Raw genomic sequence first — 19,122 nt, 5'->3', positions numbered from 1 at the left:
CCTCCCCCGAGTGCGGCGGGCTCCCCATGGCCCCTCTGACACGATACGTCGCCAGGGCCGCCCGCGTCCCGAGGTCAGCCCAGCGGCTGGAAGGTCTCGAAGGCGACGTTGCGCATCTGGGTGCACTCGGGGGCGTCCCACTGGTCGGCGGCGCAGCTGATCATGATCGCGTAGCCGTGCGTCGCGTCCAGCTTGAACCCGCGGTTGAGCACGCGGACCCTGATGCCCTTCTGCTCCCGCTCGAACTCCCAGTCGGCGACCGTCGGATAGCCCCGGTAGTCGACCACGTCGATGCGGATCTGGCGGTATCCCTTGCTGTCGCTCGCCACTCCGGGGACCGCCTTGAGCCAGGCGAGGCGGGCGTCGTCACCCGGCTTGCCCGTGTAGTCGACCTGGATCCGCGGGAATCCGCCGTCACGGCTGTATATGCCGCCGGAGTTCTCACCCGCCGTGGCCGTCTTCTTGAAGCCCTCGGGCATCGCCATCGAGAAGTGGAAGCCGAAGTCCTGCACCAGGGCGAAGCCCGCCGGGACCGCGCCGCCCGCACCACCGGAAGTGGCACCCTGGCCCTGGCTCGCGGCCGGGGTCTGCTGGCCCTGGCCCGGCTGACCACCGGTGGCCGTACCCGTACCGGCACTGCCGCCACCGGCCGCCTCACCGGTGTTCTCCGAGGGCTTCGGGGAGGTCTGGCCGGTCCCGCCACTGCCGTTGCCCGGGTCCTTCGGGGCCGAAGCCGCCGGAGTGGGCTTGCCGTTGCCGCCCTTGCTCTCGTCCTTGGTCTTCGTGTCGTCGTCGCCGAGGGCGTAGGCGATGAGGGAGCCGACGACCGCCAGCACCACGACCAGGGCCACCGCCGCGAGCACGATGGTGCGCCGCTGCATGACGTCCGTGAGCGGGGCCTTGACGGGGGACGGCTTGGACGTCGGCGGCTCCGCGGCGGTGACGGCCGTGGTGGCGGCCGCGGCCGTCGCCGCCTTGCGGGCGGCCTTCAGTGCGGCGCGGGCACGTTCGCGCTGCTCGCGCTCGCGCCGCTCGCGTTCCTTCTTCGCCGCGCGCTCGGCCGCCTTCTCCGCCTTGTCCGCGGCGGCCTTCTCCACGGCCTCCTTGGCGTCGGCCAGCGAGATCTGCCGGGTCTCCTCGGCCGCCGGAGTCACCACGGGGGCCGGTACGGGCTCGGGCGCGGCGAGGACGGCGCCCAGCATCGCCCGGGCGCGGGCGTCGTCGAGCCGGTGGATCGGGTCCTTGGCGAGGAGACCGTAGATGACCTCGGTCAGCGGGCCCGCGTTCTTCGGCGGTTCGACGGGCTCGGTCATCACCGCGGTGAGGGTGGCGAGCGCGGACCCCTTGTCGTACGGGGGCACTCCCTCGACGGAGGCGTACAGCAGGCCGCCGAGCGACCACATGTCGGCGGGCGGGCCGGGCTTGTGGCCACGGGCGCGCTCGGGGGAGATGTAGGAGGGCGCGCCGACGAGCATGCCGGTGGAGGTGACGGAGGGGTCGCCCTCGACCTGGGCGATGCCGAAGTCGGTGAGGACGACACGGCCGTTGCCGGCGATGAGGACGTTGGACGGCTTCACGTCGCGGTGCAGGATGCCCTGGCCGTGCGCGGCGCGCAGCACGTCGAGCACCGCGAGGCCGACCTCGGCCGCGCGGTGCGGGGTCAGGGGGCCGTTCTCCCGTATGAACTCGGCGAGCGAGGGGCCCTCGATGAGCTCCATGACGATCCACGGCCGGCCGTCCTCGTCGACGACGTCGTAGACCGTGACGGCGCCGCCGCTGCGGATCCGGGCGATGGCCTTGGCCTCGCGGAGGGTACGGGTGATGAGGCGTCGCTTCTCGTCCTCGTCGACCCCGGTGCTGAAGCGGAGTTCCTTGACGGCGACGGTCCGGCCCAGGGTCTCGTCCTGGGCCCGCCAGACGGTACCCATCCCGCCCTTGCCGAGCACGGCGCTCAGCCGGTACCGCCCGGCCAGCAGCCGTCCCTCGTCCTGCCCGCCCTCGGCGGCCTTGGCGGCGGCCGCCTTGACGGCGGCGGCCATGGCATCGGCCTTCTCGACGACGGGATTCGCTTTCGCCGCGGGCTTGGCCGCCGGCGCGGCCGCCCTGCCCGACCCCGACTCGACCGAAGCCACCTCGGCATCGACCTTCACGTCGTCAGGCTTCGCGTCAGCGGGCTCGCTCAGCCCCGACTGCACGTCAGCGGGCTTACCCGGCCCGGACTGCACATCCCCAGGCTTCGCGTCAGCAGGCTCACCCAGCCCCGACTTCGCGTCAGCAGCCTTCGCGTCCGCGGCCTCGCCCGGCCCCGGCTTCGTGTCCGCGGGCTTCCCCGAGGACGCCCCGGCCGTCTTGCCCGTCGCAGGCTTCGCCGCAGGCGACCCCGCAGGCTCGGCGTCCGCCGTGGCGTCAGCGGCGCGCGCCTCGGCGTCCGGCTCGGCCGCCCGCCTCGGCTCCGGCTTCGCCGCCGCAGCCGCATCGGCATCCGCGGGCTTCGCCACAGGCGAAGGCGCGGTGCCGGCCGCGGACTTCTCCTTGCCGGGCGTCGCCGCAGGCGATTCGGCAGGCGAGCCCGTCCCGGAAGGCACGCGGCCAGCCGAAGACTTTGCACTGTCAGGCTGCGCCGCAGGCGACTCGGTGTGCTCCGGCTTCGACATGCGTCCCCTCTGCGATCGTGCCGCTGCTCCGCCTGCCCCAGCGGCTGAGCGACCCGGCGGCCGGGGCTCGCGATAACCCGCCCCGGCAGAACCCTCATTCTTCCTCACTCCGCAACGGACGGGCGCCCCGGGTCTACGGTTCCCCCCTCCACATCCCGGAGTTACAACGGAACGATGTCCGGCGCCCCCAGCCGGGCCGCGTCCGCCGCCTGGTCGTCCGGCTGACGCTGCGATTCCCGTTCCGCCTGGACCCGCTTCTCGTAGTGCTCCACTTCCTTCTCGATCTGCTGCTTGTCCCACCCCAGGACCGGCGCCATCAACTCCGCGCACTCCCGAGCCGACCGCGTCCCCCGGTCGAAGGTCTCGATGGAGATCCGGGTCCGCCGCGTCAGGACGTCGTCCAGGTGTCGGGCTCCCTCGTGCGAGGCCGCGTACACGATTTCCGCCCGCAGGTAGTCGTCCGCCCCGGACAACGGCTCCCGCAGCCCCGGGTCGGCGGCCATCAGGTCCAGCAGTTCCTCCGTCAGCGACCCGAAGCGGTTCAACAGGTGCTCCACCCGCACCACATGAAGCCCCGTCCGGGCCGCGATCCGCGCCCGACCGTTCCACAGCGCCCGGTATCCCTCCGCCCCCACCAGCGGCACGTCCTCCGTCACGCATTCGGCCACCCGCTGGTCCAGGCCGTGCACCGCCTCGTCGACCGCGTCCTTCGCCATGACCCGGTACGTCGTGTACTTGCCGCCGGCGACCACCACGAGGCCCGGCACCGGGTGCGCCACCGTGTGCTCGCGCGAGAGTTTGCTCGTCGCGTCCGACTCCCCCGCCAGCAGCGGCCGCAGGCCCGCGTACACACCTTGGACGTCGTCACGCGTGAGCGGCACGGCCAGCACCGAGTTCACGTGCTCCAGCAGGTAGTCGATGTCCGCGCTCGACGCCGCCGGGTGTGCCTTGTCCAGGTCCCAGTCGGTGTCCGTGGTCCCCACGATCCAGTGCCGGCCCCACGGGATGACGAACAGCACCGACTTCTCGGTCCGCAGGATCAGCCCGGTGCTCGAATGGATCCGATCCTTCGGTACGACCAGATGGATGCCCTTCGAGGCCCGCACGTGGAACTGGCCGCGCTCCCCGATCAGCGCCTGGGTGTCGTCCGTCCACACCCCCGTCGCGTTCACGACCTGCTTCGCGCGGATCTCGTACTCGCCTCCGCCCTCCACGTCACGCACCCGCGCGCCGACCACCCGTTCGCCCTCACGCAGGAAGCCGACGACCCTCGCCCGATTGGCGCAGTGCGCCCCGTACGCGGCGGCCGTCCGCACGAGCGTGGCGACGTAGCGCGCGTCGTCCATCTGGGCGTCGTAATACTGCAGGGCCCCCACCAGCGCGTCCTTGCGGAGCGCCGGTGCCACCCGCAGCGCCCGCGCTCGCGACAGGTGCCGGTGCACGGGCAGCCCGCGCCCGTGGCCGCTGGAGACCGACATCGCGTCGTACAGCGCGACGCCCGAGCCGGCGTAGAGCCGCTCCCAGCCCCGGTGCTGCAACGGGTACAGGAAGGGCACGGGCTTCACCAGGTGCGGGGCGAGGCGCTCCAGGAGCAGGCCGCGCTCCTTCAGCGCCTCGCGGACGAGGGCGAAGTCGAGCATCTCCAGATACCGCAGGCCGCCGTGGATCAGCTTGCTGGAGCGACTGGAGGTGCCCGAGGCCCAGTCCCGGGCCTCCACCAGGCCGGTCGACAGGCCCCGCGTCACGGCGTCGAGCGCGGTACCGGCGCCCACCACGCCCGCGCCCACCACCAGCACGTCCAGTTCCCGCTCGGCCATCCGGCCGAGGGCCTCGGCCCGCTGCGTCGGCCCCAGTGTCGCTGTCCTCACGGCTGCCTCCCGTTGGGTACGGATGAGATCCCGCTCACATGCCCCGTTCCACGATTCTGACCGCCCGCACCCACATCAGCCACCGCCTGTGGACAACACAACGGTGGCGTTCACTCCAGAATGCGACATATCTGTCATATATACGCCTAGTCTGACATTGCGCCAGCTCCCCTGCCCCCCGGAGAACTTGCGCGGCAGCCCCCTCATGTCAGGGAAGGGACGGCACCCCCATGCCCGCAGATCTCGCCGTCATCGGACTCGGCCATCTCGGCCTCCCACTCGCCCAGGCGGCCGTCGCCGCCGGAATCGAGACGGTCGGCTACGACAGCGGTCCGGTCACGGACTCCACCCTCACCGCCGCCGAGATCCGCCGCATGTCGGCGGCCGGCTTCCGGGTCACCACCAACCCCGCCGAGCTCGGCCGGGTCCGCACGGCCGTCATCTGCGCCCCCACCCAGCTCGGGGCGGACCGCGCGCTGGACCTCTCCGCCGTCGGCGAGGCCGGCCGCGCGCTCGCCGCCCGGCTGCGCCCCCACACCACCGTGATCCTCGAATCCGCCGCCCACCCGGGCGTCACCGAGGACTACCTGCGCCCGATCCTCGAATCCGGCTCCGGACTGCGGGCGGGCCGGGACTTCCACCTCGCCTACTCCCCCAGCCGCCTCGACCCGGGCAACCGCACCCACGGCATCTCCAACACCCCCAAGGTGATCGGCGGCCTCACCCCGGCGTGCACCGAGTCCGCGCACGCCTTCTACGCCCGCCTCACCGAGAAGGTGGTCCGCGCCCGCGGCCTGCGCGAGGCCGAGACCGTACAGCTCCTCGAAACGAACTACCGGCACGTCAACATCGCCCTCATGAACGAGATGGCGGTGCTCTGCCACGACCTCGGCGTCGACCTGTGGGACGTCATCCGCTGCGCCGAGACCAAGCCGTACGGGTTCCAGGCCTTCCGCCCCGGTCCCGGCGTGGGCGGCCACGGCGTCCCGCTCGACCCGAACTACCTCCCCCACACCACCCGCACCCCCGGTCACCCCCTGCGCATGGTCGGACTGGCGCAGGAGATCAACAACCGGATGCCGCAGTACGTCATCCAGCGCTCGGCCACCCTGCTGAACGAGCACGGCAAATCCGCCCGCGGAGCCCGCGTCCTGCTCCTCGGCGTCACCTACAAGCCCGACCTGGCCGACCAGGAGGGCTCACCGGCCCGCGAGATCGCCAGCCGCCTGATCGACCTGGGCGCGCTGATCAGCTACCACGACCCGTACATCACGGGCTGGCGGGTCCGGGACCGGCCGGTCCCCCGGGCCGAGTCGCTGTACGAGGCCGCCGCGAACGCGGACCTGACCATCCTGCTCCAGCACCACCGCACCTACGACCTGCAAGGACTCGCGGTGAAGGCCCAGCTGCTCCTGGACACGCGCGGCGCCAGCCCGGTGGGCGCGGCCCACCGACTCTGACCTCCGGGAAATCCCCCTTCGGATGTCCGAGGCTGCTGCTAGCCTGCGGCGTCACTTATCTCGCACATACGTCCCTGGGACAGTGGTGCGCGCATCCCTGGGGGGATCTTCCATGAGCCAGAACTTCACGCCGCCCGCGCCCGACTCCTACACGGCGGCCCCCGCCCCGGCTCCGGCCCGCAGCGGCAACGTCGGCCTGGCGATCCTCGGGGCAGCGGCCACCGCCCTGGTCGCGGGCGCCGCGTACGGCGGCATCATGGGCGCGATCGAGTACCAGATCGGCTACCTGGCGGCCGGCGTCGGCTTCCTCGTCGCCCTCGTCGCCGTCCGCCTCGGCGGCCGCAACCCGATCCTCCCGGTCCTGAGCGCCGCACTGACGCTCGGCGGTGTCTACGGCGGCTACCTCCTGGCCTCGGCCATCAGCGTCGAGAAGCACGAGGGGATCCCGGTCAGCGAGCTGCTCACCACCGATTTCGCGAACCTGAACCAGTACTACGTGGACAACATCGACCCGATCTCGATCCTCTTCTACGCGATCGGGGCCTACGCCGCCTTCCAGACGGCACGCAAGACCGCCAGCTGACACACCGGCCGTCCCACCGAGGCACTGAGCAGGCGCCCCGGACACGCCGGAGGGCCGGCACCCCCAGCGGGGTGCCGGCCCTCCGGCGTACGGCGAAGCGATCAGCGGCTGTGCTGCGAGTCCGCGATCGTGACCTCGACCCGCTGGAACTCCTTGAGCTCGCTGTAGCCGGTGGTGGCCATCGAGCGGCGCAGCGCGCCGAAGATGTTCATCGAGCCGTCCGGGGTGTGCGAGGGACCGGTGAGGATCTCCTCGGTGGTGCCCACGGTGCCCAGGTCGACCTTCTTGCCGCGCGGCACGTCCTCGTGGACGGCCTCCATGCCCCAGTGGTTGCCCTTGCCGGGCGCGTCGGTGGCACGGGCCAGCGGGGAGCCCATCATCACGGCGTCCGCGCCACAGGCGACGGCCTTCGGGATGTCACCGGACCAGCCCACGCCGCCGTCGGCGATGACGTGCACGTAGCGGCCGCCGGACTCGTCCATGTAGTCGCGGCGGGCCGCGGCCACGTCCGCGACGGCGGTGGCCATCGGGACCTGGATGCCGAGGACGTTGCGCGTGGTGTGGGCGGCGCCGCCGCCGAAGCCGACGAGGACACCCGCCGCGCCGGTACGCATCAGGTGCAGGGCCGCGGTGTACGTGGCGCAGCCGCCGACGATGACCGGGACGTCGAGCTCGTAGATGAACTGCTTGAGGTTCAGCGGCTCGGCGGCGCCCGACACGTGCTCGGCGGACACGGTGGTGCCGCGGATCACGAAGATGTCCACGCCCGCGTCGACGACGGCCTTGGAGAACTCGGCCGTGCGCTGCGGGGAGAGGGCGGCGGCGGTGACGACGCCGGAGTCGCGCACCTCCTTGATCCGCTGCCGGATCAGGTCCGCCTGGATCGGCGCGGAGTAGATCTCCTGCAGACGGCGGGTGGCCGCCTCCTCGTCCAGCTCCGTGATCTCGTCGAGGAGCGGCTGCGGGTCCTCGTACCGGGTCCACAGGCCTTCGAGGTTCAGCACGCCGAGGCCGCCGAGCTCACCGATGCGGATGGCGGTCTGCGGGGAGACGACCGAGTCCATGGGGGCGGCCAGGAAGGGGAGCTCGAAGCGGTACGCGTCGATCTGCCAGGCGATCGAGACCTCCTTCGGGTCCCGGGTACGCCGGCTCGGGACGATGGCGATGTCGTCGAACGCGTACGCCCTGCGGCCGCGCTTGCCGCGCCCGATCTCGATCTCAGTCACGTGTGGTGGCCTTTCCTCTGGGTCTGCCGCTCCAGTATCCCCGAACGCCGGGGGCCCGCGTTCCGGTGACCGCTGTACGGACGGCCGCGCGCGGGTAAGGACGCCGCGCGGACACGGCGAAGGGGCGGGCCCGATGGACCCGCCCCCTCAGCTCATGTCGTTCAGCCCTTGCGGGAGTAGTTCGGCGCTTCGACCGTCATCTGGATGTCGTGCGGGTGGCTCTCCTTGAGGCCCGCCGAGGTGATGCGGACGAAACGGCCGCGGTCCTGCAGCTCGGGGACCGTGCGGCCGCCGACGTAGAACATCGACTGGCGCAGGCCGCCGACGAGCTGGTGCACGACCGCGGAGAGCGGGCCGCGGTAGGGAACCTGGCCCTCGATGCCCTCGGGGATGAGCTTGTCGTCGCCGCCCACACCCTCCTGGAAGTAGCGGTCCTTGGAGAAGGAGCGCTGGTCGCCGCGGGACTGCATCGCGCCGAGCGAACCCATGCCGCGGTACGACTTGAACTGCTTGCCGTTGATGAACAGCAGCTCGCCCGGGGACTCCTCGCAGCCCGCGAGCAGCGAGCCGAGCATCACCGTGTCGGCGCCCGCGACCAGGGCCTTGGCGATGTCGCCGGAGTACTGGAGACCGCCGTCGCCGATGACCGGGACGCCGGCCGCCTTGGCGGCGAGCGAGGCCTCGTAGATCGCGGTGACCTGCGGGACGCCGATGCCGGCGACGACGCGGGTGGTGCAGATGGAGCCGGGGCCGACGCCGACCTTGATGCCGTCGCAGCCGGCGTCGATCAGCGCCTGGGCGCCGTCACGCGTGGCGACGTTGCCGCCGATGACGTCGACGGTGGAGTTCGACTTGATCTTGGCGACCATGTCGCCGACCAGCCGGGAGTGACCGTGCGCGGTGTCGACGACGATGAAGTCGGCGCCCGCCTCGATCAGGGCCTGGGCACGCTCGTACGCGTCGCCGGCGACGCCGACGGCCGCGCCGACCAGCAGCCGACCGCCCTTGTCCTTGGCGGCGTTCGGGTACTTCTCGGCCTTGACGAAGTCCTTGACCGTGATGAGGCCCTTGAGGATGCCCGCGTCGTCGACCAGCGGAAGCTTCTCGATCTTGTGGCGGCGCAGCAGCTCCATGGCGTCCACGCCCGAGATGCCGACCTTGCCCGTGACCAGCGGCATCGGGGTCATGACCTCGCGCACCTGGCGGCTGCGGTCCGACTCGAACGCCATGTCGCGGTTGGTGACGATGCCGAGGAGCTTGCCCGCCGGGTCGGTGACCGGGACGCCGGAGATGCGGAACTTCGCGCAGAGCTCGTCGGCCTCGCGAAGCGTCGCGTCCGGGTGCACCGTGATCGGGTCGGTGACCATGCCGGACTCGGAGCGCTTGACCAGGTCGACCTGGTTGGCCTGGTCGGCGATGGAGAGATTGCGGTGCAGTACGCCGACGCCACCCTGACGGGCCATGGCGATGGCCATGCGGGCCTCGGTGACCTTGTCCATGGCGGCGGACAGCAGCGGGACGTTCACACGGACGTTCCGCGAGATGAGGGAAGAGGTGTCGATCGCGTCAGGCGACATGTCCGACGCGCCCGGCAGCAGCAGCACGTCGTCGTAGGTCAGTCCGAGCGTGGCGAATTTGTCGGGCACTCCGTCGGCGGTCATGACACCTTCCCAAATGGTCTTGCTCAGCGCGGATGTCCATGCTAACGGGATCCCGACGCGTCTCATTCCACGACCAAGGCCAAGCAGAAGTTTCGTCGTTTCCTACGACTGCGGCCGGCGGCCGAGGCTCACGATCGAGCCGCCCGAACGGACGCACCGGACGGCGGTGGGACCGCGCGAGCCGTGAGGCCCGCACGGCCGCCTACTGCTCGGCGAGGGCCCGCAGCCGGCTGAGCGCACGGTGCTGGGCCACGCGCACGGCACCCGGAGACATCCCGAGCATCTGCCCGGTCTCCTCCGCGGTCAGCCCGACGGCCACGCGCAGGACGAGGAGCTCGCGCTGGTTCTCCGGAAGGTTGGCCAGCAGCTTCTTGGCCCAGGCGGCGTCACTGCTGAGCAGTGCGCGCTCCTCCGGCCCCAGCGAGTCGTCGGGCCGCTCCGGCATCTCGTCGGAGGGCACGGCCGTGCTGCCCGGGTGCCGCATGGCGGCCCGTTGCAGGTCGGCGACCTTGTGCGCGGCGATCGCGAAGACGAAGGCCTCGAAGGGCCGCCCGGTGTCCCGGTAGCGCGGCAGCGCCATCAGGACGGCGACGCAGACCTCCTGCGCCAGGTCCTCCACGAAGTGACGAGCGTCACCCGGCAATCGCGAGAGCCGGGTGCGGCAGTAACGGATCGCGAGGGGGTGCACGAAGGCGAGCAGGTCGTGCGTGGCCTGCTCGTCACCCTCCACCGCCCTGCGTACGAGCGCGCTGACGCCCGCGGCACTGCCGCTTTTGGCGGTGCCGGTCTGGCCTGTGGCCGCGGGGGACCCCAGGGCCTCGTCGTCGCGCATCAATCCATGGTGCCTTGGCGCCGGAGCATCCGCGCCGCCATGGCCCTTGTTGTGCATCGAAGCGTTATGAGCAGGTGCGCCGGAACTCATCATCTGCGCCCTCCCCTCCCGCTCGGCCGAATAGTCCCCGAGAGACTCCACACCCTCAAGGATGCGGCATCGCGCACGAAGCGAGACGTCCCCCGGATTGTGCCCCGCCAATCCCCGGGTGCGCACCGGGTACGGCGGGGGCAGGGATGCCCTCGACAGCAAGGGCCGTCGAGGGCGACGCGCCGCCCCGTCCGCGGGTGGCGGACGGGACCGCTCTCGACGATCCGCGGCCTGCGGCGGACCGGGCCGGGCCCGGCCACGACCGGGAGGTCAGCGAACCAGACCCCAGCGGAAACCGAGGGCCACGGCGTGCGCCCGGTCCGAGGCGCCGAGCTTCTTGAACAGTCGGCGGGCGTGCGTCTTGACCGTGTCCTCGGAGAGGAAGAGCTCGCGCCCGATCTCCGCGTTGGACCGGCCGTGACTCATGCCCTCCAGCACCTGGATCTCGCGCGCGGTGAGCGTGGGCGCGGCGCCCATCTCGGCCGAGCGGAGCCGGCGCGGGGCCAGTCGCCAGGTCGGGTCGGCGAGGGCCTGGGTGACCGTGGCCCGCAGTTCGGCGCGCGAGGCGTCCTTGTGCAGGTACCCACGGGCGCCGGCGGCGACCGCGAGGGCCACGCCGTCCAGGTCCTCGGCCACCGTCAGCATGATGATGCGGGCGCCGGGGTCGGCCGAGAGCAGTCGACGGACCGTCTCCACACCGCCCAGCCCGGGCATCCGTACATCCATCAGAATCAGGTCGGAGCGGTCGGCGCCCCAGCGGCGGAGGACTTCCTCGCCGTTGGCAGCCGTCGTCACACGCTCGACGCCGGGCACGGTGGCAACCGCGCGACGGAGCGCCTCTCGGGCAAGCGGGGAGTCGTCGCAGACGAGGACGGATGTCATGACCGCCCTCCGCAGCTGCTGATGCGCGTCACCTTGAGCCTCCAGGCTGGTACGTATCGTCACCTGTGCGGTCGATGCTCCCGGACACCTGTCCGAGAACTTATTGGTTCAACCGCCTTCGCACTCTCAACGATGGTCACTCGAAAGAGTTACGGGTCGGACGGACACCTTCAGCACTCTACGTGAGGAAGCGATCACGGCGTCGGAGGCGCGAGTCGCCTGTCCTCCATCTGGAGCTATGCCCTATTTGGCGGCTTTCCTTCCGTTTGGCACGTGTCTGAGGCTAGATTCCCAATGAGTCATATTTACATCTACTCCGACAGTAGGTGTGGAGACATGGACCGTATCCGCCTCAGTACCGGCACCAAGAGGGACTACCAATGGCAGATTTCTCCCGCCTCCCCGGACCGAACGCCGACCTCTGGGACTGGCAGCTGCTAGCCGCCTGCCGTGGGGTCGACAGCTCCCTCTTCTTCCACCCGGAAGGCGAGCGGGGCGCGGCCAGGAGCGCGCGCGAGGCCTCGGCTAAAGAGGTCTGCATGAGATGCCCGGTGCGTTCGGAATGCGCCGCGCACGCACTCGCCGTCCGAGAGCCCTACGGGGTGTGGGGCGGCCTCACCGAGGACGAGCGCGAGGAACTGATGGGCCGCGCCCGGCACCGCCTGATCCCCGCGTCGAGTGCGATCGGACCGATCGCGCCGAACTGAGAGCCGACGAAGCGTCCGAAGGAACGTTTCTTCGAATCACCAGCACGCCCGGGCGTGTCGCCGCCCGGCCCGCGTTTCACCCGTTCGGCCGTATCCGGTCGTCCGACGTGTACGCCCCCGGCCGCCGCCGGGGGCGGACGCGGGTCAGCGCGCGGCCGCCCGCTCCAACTCGGCCAAGGTCGCGGCCACGGCCGGCACCCGGGCCAGGTCGGGCAGGGTCAGCGCCACGACCTCCCGCTCGACGGCCGGCTCGACCGCCACCGTGCTCACGCCCTTGGCCCGTACGGACTCCACCGCGAGCTCCGGCAGCACCGCCACGCCCAGCCCCGCGCCGACCAGGCCGACCACGGCCGGGTAGTCGTCGGTGGCGAAGTCGATGCGCGGGGTGAAGCCCACGCCCTCGCACACCTCCACCAGATGGCGGCGGCAGCGCGGACAGCCCGCGATCCACGGCTCGTCCGCCAGCTCCGCCATGCCCACGCGCTCCGCCCCGGCCAGCCGGTGCCCCTCCGGGACCAGCCCGACGAGCCGGTCGGTCAACAGCGGCCGCACCACGAGGTCGTCCCACTCCGCGGCGGAATGGGACGCGCCGCCGTAGCGGAAGGCCAGCGCCAGGTCGCAGTCGCCCTCGCGCAGCATCTCCACCGACCGCGGCGGCTCCGCCTCGACCAGCGAGATACGGGTCCCCGGGTGCTCGGCGCGCATCGCCGCGAGCGCGGTCGGCACCAGCGTCGAGCTGCCACTGGGGAAGGACACGAGCCGGACCCGGCCCGCGCGCAGCCCGGCGATGGCCGCGACCTCCTCCTCGGCGGCGGTCAGCCCGGCCAGGATCCCCGCGGCATGGCGCACCAGGGCCTCGCCCGCCTGGGTCAGGCGCATCTCGCGGCCGGTGCGGATGAGCAGCGGGGTACCGGCCGACTGCTCCAGCGCCTTCATCTGCTGGGAGACGGCGGGCTGGGTGCAGCCGAGCTCACGGGCGGCGGCGGAGAAGGACCCGGTCCCGGCGACGGCGCGCAGAACCCGGAGATGGCGTGCTTCGATCACCCTTCGAGCATAAGCCCTACTTTGATTTCCGGGAAAATCTCCCGATGTCACTTTGGGGTGGCTCGGTTAGCGTGGTCCCATGGGCTCCATGCACTTGATCTCTGTGAACCTCGGCCGCGCCACGGCCGTCGACTACACGGACGCGGAGGGCGGGGTGACGGGCATCGGCAAGCGCCCCGTCCCCGGACCGGTCCACGTCCTCGCCCCCGGCTCCAAGGCCACCGGCCTCGGTAGCGGCCTGGAGGGCGACGCCGTCTGCGACCGGCGCCACCACGGCGGAGACCACCAGGCCGTCTACGCGTACGCCCGCGAGGACCTGGACCTGTGGGAGCACGTGCTGGGTCGCGAGCTGCCCGGCGGACTCTTCGGCGAGAACCTCACCACCACCGGCATCGACCTGAACACCGCGCGGATCGGCGACCGCTGGCGGGTCGGGGCGGACCTCGTCCTCGAAGTGGCCTCGGCCCGCATCCCGTGCCGGACCTTCCAGGGAGCCATGGGCGAGACCGGCTGGGTCAAGCGGTTCACGCAGGAGGCCCGGCCGGGCGCGTACCTGCGGGTGATCGAGGAGGGTTCGATCTCCCCCGGCGACCCGATCGAGATCATCCACCGGCCGGACCACGAGGTGACGGTGCAGCTGTGGTTCCGCGCCTTCACCACCGAACGGACCCTGCTGCCGCTCACCTCGGCCGCGGGCGAGGCGATGGAGCCGGAGGCCCACGAGCGGGTGCGCCTGTACGTGGAGAAGTACGGGGCGGGGGCCGGGGTGAGGTAGCGCCGTCATCGGGGGAAGCTAGGTTGCGCCTATGACGACTGCGTTGATCACGGGATCCACGGCGGGCATCGGCGCCGCCTTCGCCCGGCGGCTGGCCGCCCAAGGACACAATCTCGTGCTGGTGGCACGCGATACGAAACGGCTCGGCGAGCAGGCCACCGAACTGCACGACCGACACGGCATCGAGGCCGACGTACTGGTCGCCGACCTCTCCACGGAGGCGGGCATCACGGCGGTCGAGCAGCGCCTCGGCGACCGCACCCACCCGGTGGACCTGCTGGTCAACAACGCGGGCTTCGGCAACAAGGGCCGCTACCTCGAGGTCTCCATGGCCGACGAGCTGACCATGCTGAAGGTGCACATCGAGGCGGTCCTGCGGCTGACCTCGGCGGCCACGGAGTCGATGCGCTCACGCGGCCGCGGCGGCGTGATCAACGTGGCCTCGGTGGCCGCCTTCGTACCGCGCGGCACCTACGGGGCGAGCAAGGCCTGGGTCGTGCAGTTCACCCAGGGCGCGGCGCGGGACCTGAGCGGATCCGGGGTACGGCTGATGGCGCTGTGCCCCGGCTTCGTCAGGACGGAGTTCCACCAGCGGGCCGGCATGGGTACGGACAACATCCCCGGCTGGATGTGGCTGGACGCCGACAAGCTGGTGGCCACGGCCCTGGCCGACCTGGCCCGCGGGAAGACGGTGTCGATCCCGGACCCGCGGTACAAGGCGCTGATGGGCGTGGTGAAGCTGACGCCGCGCGGGCTGCTGGGCGGGATGTCCTCGCGCACGGGCCGCAAGTACGGTCCCCAGTAGCGCCGCAGGGTACCCCGGCGGGCCCCGAACCAAGCGGCCGAGCGGGTGAAATCTCCCTAAACTGGACCTGTCCCATCCAGCGCGGGAGGCGACGCGATGACATTCGTACAAGTGATCGATTACGAGACCAGGCGGTTCGACGAGATGAACGCGCTCATCGACCGCTGGGCGGAGCAGACCAGCGGTAGGCGCACCGCCACGCACACGATGATCGGCCAGGACCGCGAGGCCCGGAACCACTACGTCGACATGGTGGAGTTCGCCTCGTACGAGGAGGCCATGAAGAACTCCGGGCTCCCCGAGACGGACCGGATGTTCCAGGAGATGGTGGCACTCTGCGAAGGCATGCCGAAGTTCATGAACCTCGACGTGGTCCGCGACGAGCACCTCAACAAGCAGCTCGCCCGGCGGGTGTTCGAAGAAGCGGCCATGGGCGGGAAGATGGGCGTCCTCGACGAGTGCTTCGCGACGAACTACATCGACCACGACGTCAGCAAGGCGGAGTCCACCGTCATCGGACGCGATGCCATGCGGTCGGACATGGAGACGTGGCGCGCCGCCTTCGACATGTCCTTCGAGCCGACGGCCCAGCTGGCCGAGGGCGACATGGTGACGACGGTGTGGAACTGGCGCGGCACCCACAAGGGCCCGTTCATGGGGGTCGCACCGACCGGGAAGACGTACGAGATGTCCGGGAGCACCACCTTCCGGTGCCTGGACGGAGAGATCGTCGAGGGCTGGTGGCACTACAACCCCGGTGCCCTGCAGCAGCAGATGGGCGGAACGGGTCGGCCGTACGGGACCTGAGGCCCCGCCACGGGACGACACCCGGGAAGGCCGACCACGGCGAAGCCAACGGGAAGGCCCCGTTCCGCAGTTGCGGAACGGGGCCTTCCTCGCGTGGTGCGTGCGATCAGTGGCTGTGGCCGTGACCGTGGCCGTGACCGGCGTCGCCCTCGTCCTCGGCCGGCTTCTCGACGACCAGGGTCTCGGTCGTGAGCAGCAGCGAGGCGATGGAAGCGGCGTTCTCCAGCGCGGAGCGGGTGACCTTCACCGGGTCGATGACGCCGGCCTTGACCAGGTCGCCGTACTCGCCGGTGGCGGCGTTGAAGCCCTGGCCCTTGTCGAGCTCGGCGACCTTCGAGGTGATGACGTAACCCTCGAGACCGGCGTTCTCGGCGATCCAGCGCAGCGGCTCGACGGCGGCGCGGCGCACGACCGCGACACCGGTGGCCTCGTCGCCCGACAGGCCGAGGTTGCCCTCGAGGACCTTCACCGCGTGGACGAGAGCGGAGCCACCGCCGGAGACGATGCCCTCCTCGACCGCGGCGCGGGTCGCCGAGATGGCGTCCTCGAGACGGTGCTTCTTCTCCTTGAGCTCCACCTCGGTGGCGGCGCCGACCTTGATGACGCAGACGCCACCGGCGAGCTTCGCCAGGCGCTCCTGCAGCTTCTCGCGGTCCCAGTCCGAGTCGGTCGACTCGATCTCGGCCTTGATCTGGTTGACGCGACCGAGGACCTCTTCGGAGGAGCCGCCACCGTCGACGATGGTGGTGTCGTCCTTGGAGATGGTCACGCGGCGCGCGGTGCCCAGCACGTCCAGACCGGCCTGGTCGAGCTTGAGGCCGACCTCTTCGGCGATGACGGTGGCACCGGTGAGGGTGGCCATGTCCTGGAGCATCGCCTTGCGACGGTCGCCGAAGCCCGGGGCCTTGACGGCGACCGCGTTGAAGGTGCCGCGGATCTTGTTGACGACGAGGGTGGAGAGCGCCTCGCCCTCGACGTCCTCGGCGATGATCAGCAGCGGCTTGGAGGCGCCGGCCTGGATGACCTTCTCCAGCAGCGGCAGGAGGTCCTGGATCGAGGCGATCTTGCCCTGGTTGATCAGGATGTACGGGTCGTCGAGAACGGCCTCCATACGCTCCTGGTCGGAGACCATGTACGGCGAGAGGTAGCCCTTGTCGAAGGCCATGCCCTCGGTGAACTCCAGCTCCAGGCCGAAGGTGTTGGACTCCTCGACGGTGATGACACCGTCCTTGCCGACCTTGTCCATCGCCTCGGCGATGAGCTCGCCGACCTGCTGGTCCTGCGCGGAGAGCGCGGCCACGGCGGCGATGTCGGACTTGTCCTCGATCGGGCGGGCGGTCGCGAGGAGCTCCTCGGACACGGCCTTGACCGCGGCGTCGATGCCCTTCTTCAGGGCGGCCGGGGAAGCACCCGCGGCGACGTTGCGCAAACCCTCGCGGACCAGCGCCTGGGCCAGCACGGTGGCGGTGGTGGTGCCGTCACCCGCGATGTCGTTGGTCTTGGTCGCCACCTCCTTCACGAGCTGCGCGCCCAGGTTCTCGTACGGGTCGTCCAGCTCGACCTCGCGGGCGATGGTGACACCGTCGTTGGTGATGGTGGGGGCGCCGAACTTCTTGTCGATGACGACGTTGCGGCCCTTGGGGCCGATCGTCACCTTGACCGTGTCGGCAAGCTTGTTGACGCCGCGCTCGAGGGCGCGACGGGCGTCCTCGTCGAACTTCAGGATCTTCGCCATGGGAGCGGTTCAGCCCTCTCGAAAACTCGGGTTTAACGAGCTACGCCCCTCGCCGCCCGGCAATCAGCGGGGTGACCAGGGGCGCAGCTCAAAGCAGTACTGATGAAGAGAATTACTTCTCGACGATCGCGAGCACGTCGCGAGCCGAGAGGACGAGGTACTCCTCGCCGCTGTACTTCACTTCGGTGCCGCCGTACTTGCTGTAGAGCACGATGTCGCCGACGGTGACGTCCAGCGGGAGACGCTGGCCGTCCTCGAAGCGACCCGGGCCCACCGCGAGGACGACGCCCTCCTGGGGCTTCTCCTTCGCGGTGTCCGGGATGACCAGGCCGGAGGCCGTGGTCTGCTCGGCGTCGAGCGGCTGGACCACAATGCGGTCCTCAAGCGGCTTGATGGCAACCTTGGAGCTGGCGGTCGTCACGATCCGACCTCCCCCTTCGGAGATCCGGGGTTAACTGTCTGAGGTGGCGACCAGGTCGATCCGTCGTCGCGGGTGCCGGATCTGCCTGTCGCTGTGTTGGCACTCACCAGGGGTGAGTGCCAGGTGCGAGACTATTCCGGCGATTAGCACTCGGTCAAGCGGAGTGCCAATTCTTGCCATCCCGCGTTGCGCGGACCGGCTTCGCAACGCCACCCGACGAGGCTCAGAGACGTCGCGGATCGCTAGTCTCCAGCCCATGACCTGGCGAAACGCACAGCTCCGCTGGCGCGACCTCATATCGATCACCCTGGGCCTGGCGATCGGGATCTCCGCGTTCTCGTTGGCCGCACCCCGGCTGATGACCAAGCTGACGGGGGTGGAGGGCAGCTTCCGCGCGGAGCGGTGCGAGGGGCAGGAGGACTGGGACGGGGTCCGGAAACGGGCGTGCGCCGGTTCCTTCACCGCCGCCGACGGGTCGTTCACCATTTACCCGATCGCGGCCGAGGGCCTGTTCGAGACCGATCCGGCCGGGCCGGTGGCCTCCCGGGTCGACGGACCGTCGGCCGACGAGGCCGTGCGGCCGGGTCTCATGTCGTTGGCAACCCTGCTGGGCATCGGCCTGATCGGCTTCGCGTACCCCCTGTGGGTCCTGTTCGCGGTCACCCGAGACCTCCTGGCCCGCCGAAGACGCCGCCGGGGGGCCGATACGACGCCGGCCGCGAGCCCCGCGGTGCCCGCCGCCGTCCCGGGTACGACGAGGACGAACTCCGGGGTGCGCTGGATCCACGCCGTCCCGATCGCCGTCAGCATCGCCGGCGGGATCTTCATGTGCCATGTGGCCGTACCGCGGCTGATCACCCAACTGACCGGGGTCGAGGGCACCTTCCGCGCCGAGCGCTGTGTATGGGGGGAGCCCGATTCCGACGGGGACCGGACGATGAAGTGCACGGGGGACTTCACCGCCTCCGACGGCTCGTTCACCCTCGGCGGGATCAAGATCGACGGCTCGTTCGACGACCGACCGAAGGAGCCGGTGCGGAGCCGCGTCAGCGGCCCGTCGGCCGAACACGCGGTGCAGATGGACATCGCCGGCTCGCTCGCGCCGATAGGCCTGGGGCTGACCGCCTTCGCGTTCCCGGCCTGGGCCCTGACGGCGGCCACCCGCGACGCCCTCGCCCGCCGCCGAACCGCCCCGGCGGACAACGGCCCCACCGACCCCAACTCATGGGGCCCGTTGCCGTCGCGTTGACGGTGTCCCTGCGGTGTCCCTGCGGTGTCCCTGCGGGGTGCTCGGCGGTGTCCCTGCGGGGTGCTCGGCGGTGTGCGGTACTGCTCGGGCTGCCGTGCCCCTGCGGGGTAGTCGGCGGTGTGCGGTGCAGGGTGCCCCTGCTGGGCGGCCGCCTCAAACGCCGGCGGGGCTGGTGGTGTGGGGCGGGGCCCCGCAGGAGGATCTCCTCGGCTCGGCGCGTGCTGGCCTGTCACGGCAAGACGGCCATGGTCGCGCCTCGTCCTGCGGGGACCCTCCTCCGTGTCCCCGCCCCACGGCAGGGCTACGACAGCGACGGCCCGAGG

Annotated in this window: 16 protein-coding genes; 7 read left to right on the top strand and 9 right to left on the bottom strand. The window is 71.0% G+C overall.

Going from position 1 to position 19,122, the window contains the following annotated elements:
• Positions 1-74: 74 nt before the first annotated feature.
• Both BCL76_RS37385 and BCL76_RS37380 read right to left on the bottom strand, forming a co-directional pair.
• Positions 75-2,654 (bottom strand): serine/threonine protein kinase, encoded by a 2,580-nt coding sequence (locus BCL76_RS37385; protein WP_146228513.1) that lies wholly within the window; start codon positions 2,652-2,654, stop codon positions 75-77.
• Positions 2,655-2,815: 161 nt separating this feature from the next.
• Positions 2,816-4,522, bottom strand: coding sequence for a glycerol-3-phosphate dehydrogenase/oxidase (locus tag BCL76_RS37380; protein ID WP_109783963.1), 1,707 nt, complete (start codon positions 4,520-4,522; stop codon positions 2,816-2,818).
• A gap of 230 nt (positions 4,523-4,752) precedes the next feature.
• Between BCL76_RS37380 and BCL76_RS37375 the strand changes: the two genes are divergently transcribed.
• Both BCL76_RS37375 and BCL76_RS37370 read left to right on the top strand, forming a co-directional pair.
• Positions 4,753-5,982 carry a nucleotide sugar dehydrogenase gene (locus BCL76_RS37375; protein ID WP_109783962.1) on the top strand — a complete coding sequence of 410 codons (1,230 nt, stop codon included), beginning with the start codon at positions 4,753-4,755 and terminating at the stop codon, positions 5,980-5,982.
• Positions 5,983-6,094: 112 nt separating this feature from the next.
• Positions 6,095-6,565: a hypothetical protein gene (locus BCL76_RS37370; protein WP_109783961.1), complete on the top strand. Its 471-nt coding sequence runs from the start codon at positions 6,095-6,097 to the stop codon at positions 6,563-6,565.
• A gap of 101 nt (positions 6,566-6,666) precedes the next feature.
• Here BCL76_RS37370 and BCL76_RS37365 read toward each other — a convergent pair whose 3' ends face one another.
• The 4 genes from BCL76_RS37365 to BCL76_RS37350 all read right to left on the bottom strand — a co-directional run bounded on the left by BCL76_RS37365 (position 6,667) and on the right by BCL76_RS37350 (position 11,256).
• A complete protein-coding gene (locus tag BCL76_RS37365; protein ID WP_030767410.1) occupies positions 6,667-7,791 on the bottom strand; it encodes a GuaB3 family IMP dehydrogenase-related protein in 1,125 nt (374 codons plus the stop codon).
• A 161-nt stretch (positions 7,792-7,952) separates the two neighbouring features.
• Positions 7,953-9,452 (bottom strand): IMP dehydrogenase, encoded by a 1,500-nt coding sequence (guaB, locus tag BCL76_RS37360; protein WP_030767408.1) that lies wholly within the window; start codon positions 9,450-9,452, stop codon positions 7,953-7,955.
• Between the two features lie 202 nt (positions 9,453-9,654).
• Entirely contained in the window at positions 9,655-10,284 is a 630-nt protein-coding gene (locus BCL76_RS37355; RefSeq protein ID WP_109783960.1) for a sigma-70 family RNA polymerase sigma factor, read from the bottom strand.
• Positions 10,285-10,644: 360 nt separating this feature from the next.
• On the bottom strand, positions 10,645-11,256 hold the full coding sequence (locus BCL76_RS37350) for a response regulator transcription factor (RefSeq protein WP_003948568.1): 612 nt from the start codon (positions 11,254-11,256) through the stop codon (positions 10,645-10,647).
• Positions 11,257-11,636: 380 nt separating this feature from the next.
• Between BCL76_RS37350 and BCL76_RS37345 the strand changes: the two genes are divergently transcribed.
• Positions 11,637-11,963, top strand: a complete 327-nt coding sequence (locus BCL76_RS37345; protein WP_030011164.1) for a WhiB family transcriptional regulator — start codon at positions 11,637-11,639, stop codon at positions 11,961-11,963.
• A gap of 144 nt (positions 11,964-12,107) precedes the next feature.
• On the opposite strand, the gene BCL76_RS37340 is transcribed toward BCL76_RS37345, so the two are convergent.
• On the bottom strand, positions 12,108-13,007 hold the full coding sequence (locus BCL76_RS37340; RefSeq protein WP_030712844.1) for a LysR family transcriptional regulator: 900 nt from the start codon (positions 13,005-13,007) through the stop codon (positions 12,108-12,110).
• 88 nt (positions 13,008-13,095) lie between these two features.
• Between BCL76_RS37340 and BCL76_RS37335 the strand changes: the two genes are divergently transcribed.
• From BCL76_RS37335 to BCL76_RS37325, 3 genes are all read left to right on the top strand, one after another.
• Positions 13,096-13,782: an MOSC domain-containing protein gene (locus BCL76_RS37335; protein WP_109783994.1), complete on the top strand. Its 687-nt coding sequence runs from the start codon at positions 13,096-13,098 to the stop codon at positions 13,780-13,782.
• A 31-nt stretch (positions 13,783-13,813) separates the two neighbouring features.
• A complete protein-coding gene (locus tag BCL76_RS37330; protein WP_109783959.1) occupies positions 13,814-14,587 on the top strand; it encodes an SDR family NAD(P)-dependent oxidoreductase in 774 nt (257 codons plus the stop codon).
• A gap of 96 nt (positions 14,588-14,683) precedes the next feature.
• Positions 14,684-15,394 (top strand): ester cyclase, encoded by a 711-nt coding sequence (locus BCL76_RS37325; protein WP_109783958.1) that lies wholly within the window; start codon positions 14,684-14,686, stop codon positions 15,392-15,394.
• A 106-nt stretch (positions 15,395-15,500) separates the two neighbouring features.
• Here the strand turns inward: BCL76_RS37325 and groL are convergent, their stop codons facing one another.
• Complete coding sequence (gene groL / locus BCL76_RS37320; protein ID WP_109783957.1) at positions 15,501-17,129, bottom strand: chaperonin GroEL; 1,629 nt, start codon at positions 17,127-17,129, stop codon at positions 15,501-15,503.
• Between the two features lie 112 nt (positions 17,130-17,241).
• Positions 17,242-17,550 (bottom strand): co-chaperone GroES, encoded by a 309-nt coding sequence (gene groES, locus BCL76_RS37315; RefSeq protein ID WP_030011064.1) that lies wholly within the window; start codon positions 17,548-17,550, stop codon positions 17,242-17,244.
• A 256-nt stretch (positions 17,551-17,806) separates the two neighbouring features.
• On the opposite strand from groES, the gene BCL76_RS37310 reads away from it, so the two are divergent.
• Entirely contained in the window at positions 17,807-18,799 is a 993-nt protein-coding gene (locus BCL76_RS37310; RefSeq protein WP_109783956.1) for a hypothetical protein, read from the top strand.
• Positions 18,800-19,122: the final 323 nt, after the last annotated feature.

Source organism: Streptomyces sp. CG 926, assembly GCF_003148825.1.
Classification (GTDB): domain Bacteria; phylum Actinomycetota; class Actinomycetes; order Streptomycetales; family Streptomycetaceae; genus Streptomyces.
The sequence above is the reverse complement of the archived record's forward strand: the minus strand, read 5'-3'. Positions and strand labels throughout refer to the sequence as shown.

Coding starts and splice junctions, on each gene's coding strand:
- BCL76_RS37310 (WP_109783956.1), top strand. CDS start 17,807: ATGACCTGGCGAAACGCACAGCTCCGCTGGCGCGACCTCATATCGATC.
- BCL76_RS37330 (WP_109783959.1), top strand. CDS start 13,814: ATGACGACTGCGTTGATCACGGGATCCACGGCGGGCATCGGCGCCGCC.
- BCL76_RS37375 (WP_109783962.1), top strand. CDS start 4,753: ATGCCCGCAGATCTCGCCGTCATCGGACTCGGCCATCTCGGCCTCCCA.
- BCL76_RS37350 (WP_003948568.1), bottom strand. CDS start 11,256: ATGACATCCGTCCTCGTCTGCGACGACTCCCCGCTTGCCCGAGAGGCG.
- groL (WP_109783957.1), bottom strand. CDS start 17,129: ATGGCGAAGATCCTGAAGTTCGACGAGGACGCCCGTCGCGCCCTCGAG.
- guaB (WP_030767408.1), bottom strand. CDS start 9,452: ATGACCGCCGACGGAGTGCCCGACAAATTCGCCACGCTCGGACTGACC.
- BCL76_RS37325 (WP_109783958.1), top strand. CDS start 14,684: ATGACATTCGTACAAGTGATCGATTACGAGACCAGGCGGTTCGACGAG.
- BCL76_RS37385 (WP_146228513.1), bottom strand. CDS start 2,654: ATGTCGAAGCCGGAGCACACCGAGTCGCCTGCGGCGCAGCCTGACAGT.
- BCL76_RS37335 (WP_109783994.1), top strand. CDS start 13,096: ATGCACTTGATCTCTGTGAACCTCGGCCGCGCCACGGCCGTCGACTAC.
- BCL76_RS37370 (WP_109783961.1), top strand. CDS start 6,095: ATGAGCCAGAACTTCACGCCGCCCGCGCCCGACTCCTACACGGCGGCC.
- BCL76_RS37345 (WP_030011164.1), top strand. CDS start 11,637: ATGGCAGATTTCTCCCGCCTCCCCGGACCGAACGCCGACCTCTGGGAC.
- BCL76_RS37355 (WP_109783960.1), bottom strand. CDS start 10,284: ATGCGCGACGACGAGGCCCTGGGGTCCCCCGCGGCCACAGGCCAGACC.